This window comes from Pectobacterium carotovorum (genome assembly GCF_900129615.1).
Classification (GTDB): Bacteria; Pseudomonadota; Gammaproteobacteria; order Enterobacterales; family Enterobacteriaceae; genus Pectobacterium; species Pectobacterium carotovorum.
In genome coordinates, this window is record NZ_FQWI01000001.1 from 63,065 (window position 1) to 77,657 (window position 14,593).

12 protein-coding genes are annotated in these 14,593 nt (G+C 51.4%); 9 read left to right on the forward strand and 3 right to left on the reverse strand.

Features of this window, described 5'->3' with window-relative positions; translation table 11 throughout:
• Window positions 1-65: 65 nt before the first annotated feature.
• The 3 genes from BUB06_RS00270 to BUB06_RS00280 form a co-directional block, all read right to left on the reverse strand.
• Window positions 66-2,000, reverse strand: coding sequence for a methyl-accepting chemotaxis protein (locus BUB06_RS00270; RefSeq protein ID WP_039472702.1), 1,935 nt, complete (start codon window positions 1,998-2,000; stop codon window positions 66-68).
• 471 nt (window positions 2,001-2,471) lie between these two features.
• On the reverse strand, window positions 2,472-3,173 hold the full coding sequence (locus BUB06_RS00275; RefSeq protein ID WP_039472703.1) for a response regulator: 702 nt from the start codon (window positions 3,171-3,173) through the stop codon (window positions 2,472-2,474).
• A 92-nt stretch (window positions 3,174-3,265) separates the two neighbouring features.
• On the reverse strand, window positions 3,266-4,861 hold the full coding sequence (locus BUB06_RS00280) for an ATP-binding protein (RefSeq protein ID WP_039472705.1): 1,596 nt from the start codon (window positions 4,859-4,861) through the stop codon (window positions 3,266-3,268).
• Between the two features lie 419 nt (window positions 4,862-5,280).
• Here BUB06_RS00280 and BUB06_RS00285 point away from each other — a divergent pair, with 419 nt between their 5' ends.
• From BUB06_RS00285 to BUB06_RS00325, 9 genes are all read left to right on the forward strand, one after another.
• Window positions 5,281-6,651 (forward strand): 2-hydroxycarboxylate transporter family protein, encoded by a 1,371-nt coding sequence (locus tag BUB06_RS00285; RefSeq protein ID WP_039472706.1) that lies wholly within the window; start codon window positions 5,281-5,283, stop codon window positions 6,649-6,651.
• A gap of 116 nt (window positions 6,652-6,767) precedes the next feature.
• Complete coding sequence (locus tag BUB06_RS00290; RefSeq protein ID WP_010305304.1) at window positions 6,768-7,652, forward strand: fumarylacetoacetate hydrolase family protein; 885 nt, start codon at window positions 6,768-6,770, stop codon at window positions 7,650-7,652.
• Between the two features lie 87 nt (window positions 7,653-7,739).
• Entirely contained in the window at window positions 7,740-8,804 is a 1,065-nt protein-coding gene (citC, locus tag BUB06_RS00295) for a [citrate (pro-3S)-lyase] ligase (RefSeq protein ID WP_039472712.1), read from the forward strand.
• A 23-nt stretch (window positions 8,805-8,827) separates the two neighbouring features.
• Window positions 8,828-9,118 (forward strand): citrate lyase acyl carrier protein, encoded by a 291-nt coding sequence (citD, locus tag BUB06_RS00300; protein WP_039357949.1) that lies wholly within the window; start codon window positions 8,828-8,830, stop codon window positions 9,116-9,118.
• The gene (citE, locus tag BUB06_RS00305) at window positions 9,118-9,993 is read left to right on the forward strand and encodes a citrate (pro-3S)-lyase subunit beta (protein ID WP_010305292.1); all 876 of its coding nucleotides are present in this window, start codon (window positions 9,118-9,120) and stop codon (window positions 9,991-9,993) included. Before citD ends, citE begins: the two co-directional genes overlap by 1 nt.
• 53 nt (window positions 9,994-10,046) lie before the next feature.
• On the forward strand, window positions 10,047-11,576 hold the full coding sequence (gene citF, locus BUB06_RS00310) for a citrate lyase subunit alpha (protein ID WP_039472714.1): 1,530 nt from the start codon (window positions 10,047-10,049) through the stop codon (window positions 11,574-11,576).
• Between the two features lie 25 nt (window positions 11,577-11,601).
• Window positions 11,602-12,129, forward strand: a complete 528-nt coding sequence (gene citX / locus BUB06_RS00315; protein WP_039473329.1) for a citrate lyase holo-[acyl-carrier protein] synthase — start codon at window positions 11,602-11,604, stop codon at window positions 12,127-12,129.
• Complete coding sequence (gene citG, locus BUB06_RS00320) at window positions 12,107-13,012, forward strand: triphosphoribosyl-dephospho-CoA synthase CitG (RefSeq protein ID WP_039472717.1); 906 nt, start codon at window positions 12,107-12,109, stop codon at window positions 13,010-13,012. Before citX ends, citG begins: the two co-directional genes overlap by 23 nt.
• Before the next feature lie 441 nt (window positions 13,013-13,453).
• Window positions 13,454-14,209 (forward strand): flagellar brake protein, encoded by a 756-nt coding sequence (locus tag BUB06_RS00325; protein ID WP_010305276.1) that lies wholly within the window; start codon window positions 13,454-13,456, stop codon window positions 14,207-14,209.
• Window positions 14,210-14,593 lie beyond the last annotated feature (384 nt).

A 14,593-nucleotide genomic window follows, 5' to 3' on the forward strand; every position in this document is an offset into this window, starting at 1 on the left:
TCGTTGAATAATGTTATGCCGTTGAATCCAGCCCTGACGTGATATCAGGGCTGGAAGGTAAAACGTTAGAATGTTGTCCAGCCGGAATCCTGCGTTTGTTTTGATGCAGGCGGTAAGTGTTTCTGCTGTGGCGGCAAACTGGGGAGAGTTGCTTTGGGTTTGCGCCCCTCGTGATCGGACAGGCGGAAGTTCGCCACCATACTTTCCAGTATTGCAGACTGTTCTTCCAGCGAGTTAGCGGAGATTGAGGATTCCATTACCAGCGCTGCATTCTGCTGCGTGGTGGTATCAAGCTCGCTGATGGCGCGAGAAATTTGCTCAATGCCGCGGCTTTGCTCATCGGAAGCGGAGGCTATTTCTCCCATGATGTCGTTAACCCGCGAGACAGAGGAGACGATCTGATCCATCGCGGTTCCCGCGTTAGCCACCAATTGTGTGCCGACATTGATACGCGACACCGATTCGGATATCAGGCTGGCGATTTCTTTCGCAGCTTGAGAGGTGCGTTGAGAAAGCGTCCGTACCTCGCTGGCAACCACGGCGAATCCACGGCCTTGCTCCCCGGCGCGTGCGGCCTCTACCGTGGCGTTGAGCGCCAGAATATTGGTCTGGAAAGCAATGCTGTTGATAACGGCGGTAATGTCGGCAATTTTTCGTGAGCTGTCTGAAATCCCTGACATGGTATCTACCACATCCCGTACCACTTCTCCGCCTTTGTGCGCATTTTGCGAGGCTTCGGTACTGATCTGGCTCGCCTGTTTGGCGTTTTCGGCGTTGTTCTTCACAGTCGACGTCAGTTCTTCCATGCTGGCGGCGGTTTCTACCACGGCGGCCGACTGTTGCTCGGTACGCGAGGAGAGATCGCTATTGCCGGCGGCAATCTTGGCAGCAGAGGTCGACACGCTGTCCACGCTGTCACGTACATCACTGATCATATGGCGCAGTTTTTCGTTCATTCTGCCCATGGCGGCCGTTAGCTGGCCCAGCTCATCATCGCGGTCAGCCACGATTGTTGAGGTCAGATCGCCTGCGGCGATTTTTTCCGCCAGAGAAAGGTTATGAATCACGGGACGGGTGATTTGGCGGGTAATCAGCAGTGAGATGATAATACCGATCACGACGGCGATGAGGCCAATGATCATCGTGATAGTCGCGGAACCGTATGCCAGCTCGTCATTCTTCTCTTTGACGATAGTGATAAGCGCTTTAATGGAGGCACTGCTTTTATCCCCGCCAACCTTCACGCCGTCTTCGGCTTTTTTCAGATCGTTGACGCTCTGGAAGTAATCAGCATTGAGCTTTTTATAGCTGGTGACATAGCTCCGCAGGCCCTCTGCCGCGACCTTTTGTTCAGGCGTCAGTGCCGCAGTGGCGGCCTGATAGCTGCTGTCAAAGCGGCTAAAAGCCTCATCGAGCTTCTTCGCGGCATCGGCATTTTGCTTAAGCTGCAGCTCATAGGATAACGGCTTGAGTTCTGAAACCTGCGTTGCCAAATCTTCAGCTTGATACTGCGTCGCGCTATCAGAAGGTTGCTGACGCAGCTTGGCGTAAAAGTCTGCGGTAATATTTTGCCCGTTGGCGGTGCTGATTTTGTCGCGATTTTCTACCAGGCGCTGCGTGGCTTTCCCCATCTCGGTGATAGCGTTCTGAAATTCGGTCAGGTGCTGGCCGAGATCGTTGACGAGGGGCGCGCCTTCTGGGCTCCATGAGAGCGTTTTCGCTTCAGTGGTTAACTCTGATGCATGTTTAACGAAGCCCGCCATGGTTTCACGCGACTTCTCTTCATAGGAATAAAAATACTTCAGGCGGTTTATTTTGGCCTGAAAGACTTCGATGTTGATGTTGTAAATAAGATTGGTTTTTTCATAGATATCACGAATTTCTCTGAAGCGCCCTGCGCTCAGTAGCGATGCAATGATGACCAGTAGCAGGATTACCCCAAACCCAAGATACAGCTTTTGGGATATTTTAAGATTTCTGATTTTTTTGGCTAAGAACATGACGTCTCTCCGGGGATGAATTACTGGTGTCGGGTAACGAATTAATAGCGATATGACCCATGGTGCTTATCGGATTTATGGCGATTTTTTTTAGTGTGAACGAAGAAACTAATAATAATTTGTGAGGCTTCTCTCTTATGGTTGGACACCTGCACAGCAAGTGCGGGTTGAATTACCAATAGGCGTTACTTTACTCGTTATCAGAATAAACACAGAAAATTGTGATTATTTTTTTAATCTTTAAAAAATTGAGAAGAAAGTGATTAATTTAGAAATATGTTGAAATAAAAATGGAGTGAAAGTAACGAATGGTTAAGTTTGGTTTTAATGCTGGTGAATCGTCCCCAAGTAGTGAATGACGTTATTACCTTATCCGAGTTTTATCTCAATTTTTATTGCATATCGTCGTCTGCCTCTGCCGGATACGCTATGGCGGCGCATATTGTCGCCATAGCGTACGGTTTATGGCACCTACAGGGTGCTTTTTGTACGATACAGCCGACGTGGGTGACCAATCTTGCCGTAACGCATTTCGATATCGAGGAACTGGTTTTCAACGCAGAATTCCAGATAGCGGCGCGCCGTCGTTTTACTGAGCCCCGTTTTTTCGACGATCTCATCGACAGAGTAGAGTGTATCGCCTCCATCGTTGGCAAAAATCTGCTTGATCAACCCCAGCGTGTTCTCTTCAATGCCTTTTGCTGATGAGGAGGAGGCAGTGCCGGACGATTGCAGCTGATAGAGAATATCGACGTTCTGCTGATCGACAATTTTGTAGGTGTGCTGGGTCTTTACGAACTGAATAAATCGCTCCAGCGAAGAGCGCAGCCGTGGGTAGGAGAGCGGTTTGATAATGTAGTCAAAGGCCCCGCAGCGAATCGCCTGAGCGCAGGTATTCATATCGCTGGCGGCGGTAATAAAGATGACGGAACAGTCCATCCCCTTGAGCAGTTGGCTTTCAATCAGCGAAACCCCTTCGCCGTCAGGCAGATAGTTATCCAGCAGGATTAGACGTGGCCTGTGCTGCTGAAGGAGCTTTTTGGCTTCAAAAAGCGTAGCGGCAATCCCGACGACACGCAGATTGAAATGTTTCTCAATAAATTCAGCATGAATATTTGCCAGCTTACTTTCATCTTCAACGATTAAGACATCGAAATGTTCAGTGTGCTGCATGGTGTGAATCCCTGTTAGTCTCTGAATTATAAAATAGTGTGTCCGTTATACCTCAAGCGGCCTGTGCGTTGTTCAATACGCTGCCGCTCAAATTATTGGGGGGACATCGGAATAAATAGGGAAAATATGCTGCCCTTCGGCTGGTTGGCCGAGACTTCGATCATTCCCTGAGCCTGATTGACGTAGCTGGCGACCAGATGCAGCCCCAGCCCGTGATCGCCCTGCGTTTTGCTGGTCACGCCCATTTCAAACAGGCTATCGGCAATGGCGGGATCGATACCCGTTCCCTGATCGGCGACTTCAATGACCAGCTCTTGTTCGCTGTTATAGATGTACACCTCGACAGGATAATGTGGCGCGGTGGTGGCTAATGTGGCTTCCATCGCGTTATCCAGCAAATTACCAATGATGGACATCAGTTCCGTTTCACTCAGCGCGGGTGGAATGTGGGTGAGCTGGCAGCGTGGGTCGAAAACAATCTCAATGCCTTTTTCCCGTGCCGTCGCGTACTTGCCCAACAGCAGCCCGCACAGCGCGGGCGAACAGAAGCGGCGCGAAACAAAATCCAACACCACCTGCGCGCTTTCCGACTGCGCTTCAATATATTTGATGGCTTCGTCATAGCGTTTTAGATGCAGGAGCCCAGCTAGCGTCGCGGTCCAGTTCAACTGCTCGTGGCGCAGAATGCGCAGGCTATTCGCGTAACGTTTCACCTGACTGAGCTGCATGCTAAGCGTGTGAATATCATTTTTACTGCGGAAGCTGATGACCCAACCCTGAAGCTCATCCTCCAGCATGATCCGCACCCGGCTGGCAATCACAGTGGCGTGGTTAAACCGGCAGATCTCATCGTGGGTGTCGCTGTTCCACATGGCCTCGCCGGAGAAAAAGGGGACGGGTTTAATGACGGTATCAATCGGCTTGCCGCGTAACAGATAGGAAGGTTCGTTCAGTCCAAGGATTTCTTTGGCGGCATGATTAATGGCAGCAATGCGGTGCTGCTTATCGATGGCGATCACCCCTTCGTAGATTGATTCGAGCAGCGCCTTCTGCTGCCTGACCAGCATACGAATCTCCAGGGGTTCGAGGCCAAACATCTGTTTTTTCAGATTACGCGAGAACCACCAGGAAAAGATAAACAGTGCGACAAACATCGCCAGAATCGCCAGCAGGATATGCGCCAGTTTACTGAACGTCAGGTTGTCTATATGGGTTTTCAGATAGCCGACGGAGACAATACCAATAACCTGACCATCAGCTACAATCGGTGCTTTGCTGCGTAGTGAGATACCAATGCCGCCCCGGCGCACGGTGATAGTGCTTTTTCCGGCGAGTACCTCAACGTTATCGCCGCCCACCATTTGCGTGCCGACAAGACTGGCATCTTCAGAATGAAACAGGTGATGCGCCTGATCATCCCCGATCACGATATAGCTGGCGTCGCTGCGCAGCTTCAATTGTTGAACGAGCGTGCTGATCTGCTTGATGTCTTTATGCTTCACCGACTCAATCAAGGACGGGATGATGGCGATTTCTCTGGCCTGTACCTGCGCTCGAGTACCCAGCTCGGAATACAGCTGCTTATCGATATCGTGGTAATAATAAATACCCGTCATCAGAAGTAACGAAGAGAAGAAGACGATCAAATAGATAAATAATTTGATATGAAAGGAAAGTCTTACTCTCATGATGTGCGGTAGCCTGCCGGTGAACGAAAAATAGCTGATGAATTTATCACGAATGGTAATAAGAATGGACTGAGAGGAAAAAACTTGTGAGCAATAACACGTTTAAATAGGTTGTTACCAATACGATGGCAGTAATAAACAGATAAAATTAAACGCATCTGTTTTCTTTAATAAACAACTTAATTACGTTTTATCAACATAGTCATTTTTAGGAAATAAAAACCATAAACTCCATAGAAACCATAAAGTTTATTTTGATCGTAAAATCATCTAACCGCCTGCGTAATAAACGATTTTTGAATATAAACCATAAAAACCATAAACACCTTTAAAACTCATTTTTTAATTTGAAGGGAATCACATAATAATAGGTGACCGCCCCCTATCATTCGCGGACAAAATAAAACGGGGACAGAGTTATGAGCACGACTGATGATTCATATATTGTGGTAAATAATGAGGCGGCTGGGAAGGCCTCATTAAAGGAAAAATGGTGGCACGTTCTGGATACCTATAAAGTAGGTATTATCCCAGTGCCGCTTTTTGTATTGGCGGGGGTATTAATCGGCATCGACTGCCTGAGTGGCAAGTTGCCGAGCGACATCGTCGTGATGGTGGCGACGCTGGCATTCTTCGGGTTTGCCTGTGGTGAATTTGGCAAGCGTCTGCCGATTATCGGCAAGATGGGGGCGGCGGCAATCTGTGCGACCTTTATCCCCTCGGCGATGGTGCATTACGGCCTGCTGCCGGACGTTGTCGTTGAATCCACGACCAAGTTCTATAAAAGTACCAACATCCTGTATCTCTATATCTGCTGCATTATTGTCGGCAGCATCATGAGTATGAATCGGCAGACGCTGATTCAGGGCTTCCTGCGTATTTTCTTCCCTATGCTGTGCGGTGAAGTCGCTGGCATGCTGGTGGGCATGGGCGTAGGTATTGCGCTTGGCCTGGATCCGTTCCAAATCTTCTTCTTCCTGATTCTGCCGATTATGGCGGGCGGGGTGGGTGAAGGTGCTATCCCGCTGTCTATCGGTTATGCCACGATTCTGCATATGGATCAGGGCGTTGCGCTGGGGCGCGTCTTGCCTATCGTCATGCTGGGCAGCCTGACCGCGATCATTCTTGCCGGTGTTCTGAATCAGTTGGGTAAACGCTATCCACACCTGACCGGTGAAGGTGAATTGATGCCGAATAAAGACAATAACCTGGGCGGTGGCGCAAGCAGCACACCGGCTTCTGCCTTTAGCGGCAAAGCCGACGTCACGACCATTGCCTCAGGCGCTCTGCTGGCAATCCTGCTGTATATGGTGGGTATGCTTGGTCACAAAGTCATTGGCCTGCCTGCACCGGTTGGCATGCTGTTCGCTGCGGTGTTGGTGAAACTGGCTCACGGTGTTTCACCGAAAATGCTGGAAGGTTCTCAGGTCGTTTACAAGTTCTTCCAGACCTCTGTGACGTATCCGATTCTGTTTGCCGTGGGTGTGGCGATTACACCGTGGCAGGAATTAGTGAACGCTTTTACGATTCAAAACCTGCTGGTGATTATTTCTACCGTAGTGACGCTGGTCGCGACTGGCTTTTTTGTGGGTAGAAAAATCGGCATGCACCCGATTGATGTTGCCATTATTTCCTGCTGCCAGAGCGGACAAGGCGGTACCGGTGACGTTGCGATTCTGACGGCAGGTAACCGTATGGTGCTGATGCCATTCGCACAGATTGCCACGCGTATCGGCGGTGCGATTAACGTTTCGATATCACTGCTGGTGCTCGCCAACTTTTTAGTCTGATGCCATTCAGAAAATAAAACGGCGCTGAGATAAATAAGTATTACGTTGAAAAATGAGCTGAGTTAACAGAATAAAAACCGCCAATGCGCGTGGGTTTATTTTGCACAGGAAATATTATGAAACTTGCAAGCTATCGTTATAACGGTAAGGACAGTTACGGCATTTATACGCCAACGGGATTAATCGATCTCGGCGGTAAAATTGGTCACCGCTATCCCGATCTGAAAACACTGCTGGCGCAGAATGCGTTACACGTTGCACACGAATTCAGTATGAGTACGCCGGATATTCCGGTCGCAGATGTGACGTTCTTACCGGTTATTACCGCACCAGGGAAAATACTGTGTGTGGGGATGAATTACGCCGCTAAACGTCAGGAATTTAATGAAGAGAATCCCGCGCCAACATTATTTGTGCGCTTTGCGGATTCGCAAACCGGGCACGCGACGCCAGTTATCAAACCGCATTATTCCAGCGAGTTCGATTATGAAGGCGAGCTGGCCGTCGTTATCGGTAAAGGTGGACAGAATATTTCTCAGGATGTCGCGCTCTCTCATGTCGCAGGCTACAGCTGCTACATGGATGGTTCTGCGCGTGACTGGCAGCACAGCTGGTTTACTGCGGGTAAGAACTGGCAAAAAACCGGTGCGTTCGGCCCTTATCTGACCACTACGGATGAAATTCCCGATCCGCATGTATTGGCGATCCGCACGTATCTGAATGGCCGCATGGTGCAGGACGACAATACCAGCAGCATGATCCACAAAGTCGCTGAACTGATTGAATACATCAGCACCTTCACCGAGCTGAGTGCCGGCGACGTGATCATTACCGGTTCACCGGGCGGCGTGGGTAAAAAACGCAATCCACCGCTGTTTATGAAAGCGGGTGACTGCATTGAAGTTGAAATCGAAAACATTGGCCATTTGCGTAACACGATAGTGGATGCCGCTGCGCCGGTGAAATCGGTTCAGGCAACGGCTGAAGCCGTCGCGCACTGACTATCCGTGTAAGTACCAGGCTGCCGACGCTAAACCGGCAGCCTGTAATAGATTGCCTAAATAATTCGAGTTGCAGGAAGAACCGTGATGTATGCCAATGATTCCGTCTTTTTTGACACGCTGGATGTGCGCCTTCGGGAGCAGGAGAGGGATGCCGTACGACAGTTCCTCGCACACTGCCAGCTCGGCATGGATGACGATATTGACATCGTGGTGGTTGGCAAACGGGGTGGGCGGCTGATTGCCTGCGCGGGGCTAGCCGCCAACACCATTAAATGCGTTGCGGTCGATCCTGAATTCAGACACCTCAATCTGGGCGTGCAGGTAGTGAATGAAGTGATGCAGCAGGCGGCGCAGCGCGGCCACTTTCACCTGTTTCTCTATACCCGACCAGAAAATGTCGACATCTTTCGCGGATGTGGTTTCTACCCGCTGGCGTGCTATCAGGACAGCGCGGTGCTGATGGAAAACACGCCGATTGGCATTCAGCAATATTGCCAGTCTTTGTCGGCGTTTGCGCATCCTGAATCGCTCGCGACGCAGGCAGATAAAAAGATCGGCGCGATTGTCATGAACGCGAATCCCTTCACGCTGGGCCACCGCTATCTGGCGGAGCATGCGGCGCAGTCGTGTGACTGGCTGCACGTTTTCGTGGTGCGGGAAGACGTTTCCTTTTTCCCATTCAGTGAACGTCTGGAGATGGTACAGCGCGGTGTGGAACACATCCGCAATCTGACAGTACATGCCGGTTCTCACTACATGATCTCTAAAGCGACGTTTCCCGGCTACTTCCTTAAGGAAGAGAAGCTGATCACACGCGCCCACGCGGCGCTGGATTTAATCATTTTCAGGAAGTATATCGCGCCAGCACTGGGGATTACCCAGCGCTTCGTCGGCACCGAACCCTTTTGCCCGGTGACGTATCAGTACAACCAGGACATGCACTACTGGCTGGAGAAAGACCAGACGGTGTCTTCCCCCGCGTTAAGCGTGGTTGAAATTGAACGCAAACGGCAAACATCAGGACTGGCAATTTCCGCTTCGGAAGTCAGGAAATTACTCAAACTTCGGCAGTACAGCCGTATTCAGGACATCGTGCCGGCCTCAACCTTTGCGCATTTACAGCGCTACTACGAACCCGAATACGCGTAATTAAAATTAATCAGGATAAGTCTATGAAGATTGTTAAGGAGTCCCTGGCGGGCACCTTTGAATCCAGCGATTTGCTGGTCAAAGTGGCACCGGCAGAGGGAAAACTCACCGTGGTCATCAACAGCGAAGTGATGAAACAGTTCGGTCATCAAATCAAACAGGTCGTGAATGACACGTTGAAAGCGCTGGGCGTACAGGAAGGGACGATCATTGTGGATGATAAAGGCGCGCTGGATTGTGTCATTCGTGCTCGCGTGCAAAGCGCGGTATTGCGCGCCGCAGACGGACAGCAGATTGAATGGGAGAAATTATAATGAATAAGCTTCGTCGCAGCATGTTATTCCTCCCCGGCGCGAACGCCGCCATGCTGTCTAATGCGTTTATCTATAAGCCTGACTCCATCATGTTCGATCTGGAAGATGCCGTTTCCCTGCGCGAGAAAGACACCGCGCGCCTGCTGGTTTTCCATGCGCTCCAGCACCCGATGTACCGTGATATTGAAACCGTGGTACGCATCAACCAGTTAAGTACGCCGTTTGGCCTGCTGGATCTTGAAGCCGCCGTGCGCGGTGGTGCCGATGTGATCCGCCTGCCGAAAACTGACTCCACCGACGATGTCGATGAGCTGGAACATCATCTGGTTCGTATCGAGAAAGCCTGTGGTCGTGAGGTTGGCTCCACGCGCATTATGGCGGCGATTGAGTCTGCGGTGGGCGTGATTAATGCCGTCGCGATTGCCCGTTCTTCCGAGCGCATGATCGGGATTGCGCTGGCAGCGTTCGACTACGTGATGGATATGCAGACGGAACGCGGTGACGGCACAGAGCTTTTTTATGCCCGCTGCGCGGTGCTACACGCGGCTCGCGCTGCCGGTATTGACGCCTTCGACGTGGTTTATCCCAACGTCAATGACGATGCGGGCTTCCTGAAAGAGGTCGATCTGATCCGCAGACTGGGCTTTAACGGTAAATCCCTGATTAACCCACGCCAGATTGAGCTGCTACACAACGCCTATGCTCCCACGCAGGATGAAGTGGACTATTCCCATCTGGTGATCAAAGCCGCCGATGAGGGCGAGCGTGCCGGCTTGGGCGTGATTTCCCTGAACGGGAAAATGATCGACGGGCCAATCATCGACCACGCCAGAAGAGTGCTGGAACGTGCTCAGGCCTCCGGCGTTCGCAAATAGCTATTGCGCGATTACACCGCAATGGCCGCTCTCAGGAATTACAGGATTAGACAATGAGTCATTTTATTGAAGCACTGCAAAAGCAGTACCCGGAAAAACGTCATCTGCAACCCTTCGTCAACGCCAACCACAATACGCCGTGGCTGAATGATGTCGCCCAAAAACATGAGCGCAAACTGTGCGCCGATCTGGAGGAGGCGATTCGCCACAGCGGACTGAAAGATGGAATGACGATCTCTTTCCATCACCATTTCCGCGAAGGCGATAAAGTGATTAATCGGGTGATTGATACGCTGGCTCGCATGGGCTTTCGCGATCTGACGCTGGCATCCAGCTCGCTGATGAGCTGTAACGCGTCGCTGATCGAGCACATTAAAGCGGGCGTGATCGGCCGGATTTACACCTCGGGGATGCGTGGCAAGCTGGCCGATGCGATTTCTCATGGATTAATGAAAGAACCGGTACAAATTCATTCCCACGGTGGTCGCGTCCATCTGCTGCAAAGCGGTGAACTGAATATTGACGTCGCTTTTCTGGGCGTCCCGTGCAGCGATGAATTTGGTAATGCTAACGGCACTGTTGGGAAATCCAGCTGTGGTTCGCTGGGCTATGCGATGGTTGATGCGCAGTTTGCCCATAAAGTGGTGCTGCTGACCGAAGCGCTGGTGCCATTCCCGAACATGCCAGCCAGCATCGTGCAGGATCAGGTGGACTACATCGTTCAGGTAGATGAAGTGGGCGATCCGGCCAAAATCAGCGTGGGCGCGGCGCGCGTCACCAGCAACCCACGTGAATTGCTGATCGCTCGTTCCGCGGCAGACGTGATTGAACATGCCGGTTATTTCAAAAATGGTTTCTCGATCCAGACCGGTTCCGGCGCGGCTTCTACGGCCTGTACGCGTTTCCTCGAAGATAAAATGCGTCAACAGAACATCGTAGCGCGCTTCGCGCTCGGCGGCATCACGGGCGGGATCGTCGATCTGCACGAAAAAGGACTGATCGAAAAACTGATCGATACCCAGTGTTTCGATGCCAATGCGGCTGCATCGCTGGCGAAGAACCCGAATCACGTCGAGATTTCCACTAACGTTTACGCCAACCCAAGCTCTAAAGCCGCCAGCTGCGATCAGCTCGATATGGTGATTCTCAGCGCGCTGGAAATTGACACCGATTTTAATGTCAACGTCATCACCGGTTCTGACGGCGTGATGCGCGGCGCGTCCGGCGGACACTGTGACGTCGCAACGGCAGCGAACCTGACCATCGTGGTTGCGCCGCTGATTCGTAGCCGTATCCCGACCGTGGTGCGTCAGGTGACGACGCGGGTTACGCCGGGAGAAAGCATTGACGTACTGGTGACCGATCACGGCATTGCCGTTAACCCGGCGCGCCCTGAAGTTGCTGAACGCCTGAAACAGGCGGGTCTGACGGTGATGACGATTGAAGATCTGTATCAGCGTGCGATTGCGCTGGTGGGGGAACCACGCGCTATCGAGTTTCACGAGCGCATCGTCGGCGTTATTCGCTATCGCGATGGCAGCGTGATTGACGTCGTTCGTCAGGTGAAAGAAGCCGACGAATAAGCGTAAACGCATGAGGGAATCGATGATGACAAATGCTGTTTCCATCTCGCTGGAAACCTTACTCGCGGCGAAGGAACGCCGCGCAGTTCGCCAGCAAGAATGGCTTGCCCGCCACGGTACGACACTGGTGTCGCTGACGCTGGTCACGCCGGGGCCGGTAAAAGATAGCGAAGGCTATCGGCAGGTGATGGCCGAAGCCATCAAGTCGTTCGCTTCGCTGTGTCAGACGCGAGGGTGGACGGTGCTGGAACAGCAGATATGCTGGCTGGCAACGGGCGCGGAAGGGCTATGGGCGATCACCAAAGATGCGCTGTCGGTGAAAGCCGCGACCATTGCGCTGGAAGATAGCCATGAGCTGGGGCGACTATGGGATTTCGATATCTTCAGCCCGGAAGAAGGATTGATTGGCCGGTCGATGCTGGCGCACAGCGGGCGAACCTGCCTATTGTGTGACCAGATGGCACATGCCTGTAGCCGTTCACGTCGTCATTCGTTGCCTGAGCTGCTTGAGCACATTGAGGAAAAGGTTAATGCCTACTTTACGCCAGCCTGACGGTATTCTGTCTGCTGCGTTATCCCGTTCCGCTGTCGGCGATTATCGGGAGCGTGACTCATTACCGGATATCGACCAGCGGGTGGAGCATGCGTTGACGATGGAAGTCATGCTGACACCGAAGCCCGGACTGGTGGATTGCGCCAATAACGGATCTCACCGCGATATGGATGTCGCGTTGTTTCAGACCAGCATTCAGGCGATCGCCCCCTGGTTTCGGCATTTTACCGAGGCGGGTTATCAGCACGCCAGCGTACCGCTAGCGCAGCTGCTGTCTCAGGTTCGGCCTATCGGTATCGCCTGTGAACAGGCGATGCTGTCAGCGACGCAAGGTGTGAATACCCATAAAGGTGGGATTTTCGCGTTTGGCCTGCTGTGTAGTGCTGCTGGTTGGCTGGCAGGACGGGGAGAGCGTGTGACGCAGCGCAGCCTGTGCGATAGCGTTGCGACAATGTGTCACGATGTGGTGCGGAATGAGCTGGAGACGTGTTCTGGTGCCGCAACGGCGGGTGAACATCTCTATCAACGTCATGGCCTGACGGGCGCGAGAGGGGAAGCTGCCAGCGGTTTCAATACCGTATGCCAGTACGCGTTGCCCGCTTTGCAGGAGGCTATTGCCGCCGGAGAGGATGACGAAACCGCGCTGTTACGGACGCTGCTGGTCTTGATGGCTCACAATCCTGACACCAATGTCGTTTCACGCGGCGGAATGGACGGACTGGTGTTTGTGCAAGATTACGCACGGCGATTGCTGATTGGTCCGCTGGATCGTCAGGCATTGAGGGAGATGGACGACGCGCTGATTGCCAGAAACCTTAGCCCGGGCGGCAGCGCCGATTTACTGGCCTTAACCTGGTTGCTGTTTCACTATCCTGCTGAATAGCGAACGGGTGTTACATAAGGAGCGGCTGGCCTCGTGATGACTGGCGTCGATAATTTTCATCTTTTGACGGCTCCTTAACACTTTTCCTATTGTTCCACTAAAGTTATTGAGAAAATTGCCGATATCGTTTTCACCAACTTCTACCTGTCATACTTCGAGTTACGTACGTGCTGGCTGCTCAAATTCCTTTCCACGAGTTTGTTCTTCGCTTGTCACGTGACGAGGCGCATAAGTGTGCCTTGCCTTAAAGGACCAACGCTTTGTCCTGTTACTCGATGTATTTAAGGTAGGTTTCATGCTGTTTCAGGTACTCCGAGTAATCGTTTTCAATATGTAGCCAGTACAGTGCATCGTGTTGGCACACATGGGACTTGAAAGATAACGAAGAGGCGTGCATCAATATAAGCCATTGACACATAATCCGTGTAAACAATGGTGGGGATGAAAGCGGTGAATGAAAATTTGAAAGAGCAGTTTGTTAAGCGCAACAAACTGGCCATCTGTGCAACATTGCGCGAGTTAAAGAAGAATGATACGTCTCTGATGGTTCATCATTCTCACGGACAGTTCATCAGTAAAATTCTTGACGTCGTGCCCGACAACAACCTGTTTGTCTTCGATTTAGGCGGCATTGAGCGTGAGAATAACCGCGCGCTGTATGCCGGCGCACTGTCTTTTGTCGCTGAACCCGCGGGTGCAAAAGTCGAATTTAATGCCGAAATTGCAAAAACGGTGGACTACGACGGGCTGCCGGCCTTTAGCGCGCAGATTCCTGAATTGCTTTATCTTATCCAACGCAGAACCTATTTCCGCATTAACACGCCGCTGTGGCCGCCGTTGACGTGCCGTGGCGAACTGCCGGACGAGAGTGTTTTCCTGTTCACCATCAAAGATCTCTCTCTGGGTGGATTGAGCCTGTATACCGACCGTGACACTACGGGGCTGTTGACCGAAGGTGACATCATTAAGAGCGTCGAGATGGATCTGGCTGACCACGGTTTCTTCTGCGTTGATTTGCAGTTTGTCGGTCAGGCAATGGTGAAAATCGTCGATAACAAAGGCGAATTGAAACTGACGCAGCGTTTGAGCTTCAAGTTCCCTTCACTGAACGCGGCGCAGGAACGTGATCTTCAGCAGGTGATTTTTGAGTTGGAAAGATTACAAAACGAAAAGAAAAAGCGGTTCCAGGAATTGTAATTTTTAAGCACCACTTTTTGTGTGGGCTTCACACATAGCAGCAACGTTTTTATAACGAGTATTATCTTATTTATCCTACTTATTTACCCATGAGTCATGCGAAAAGCCAACGTACAGGCAGCTTGAAGAAGGGTGGGGATAAATAAATGGTTTCCAGCGTTCTCAGAGCCTTGTCAGATGAGATCGAGTGGTGCAGAATACGCGCCTTGCAAAATAACCGACGTCTAATAGCGTCGGTTATTTTTTTACATTTATGCTCGTCATACTTCAGGTTACAGGGGTATTGGTGTGGTTTCTTACCTTTCTCTGTAGCTCAGATTGGCTGGGTATAGGGTCTTCAACCAAAGAGGCCGGACAACGATCCGGATAGATAATTTTGTGTGT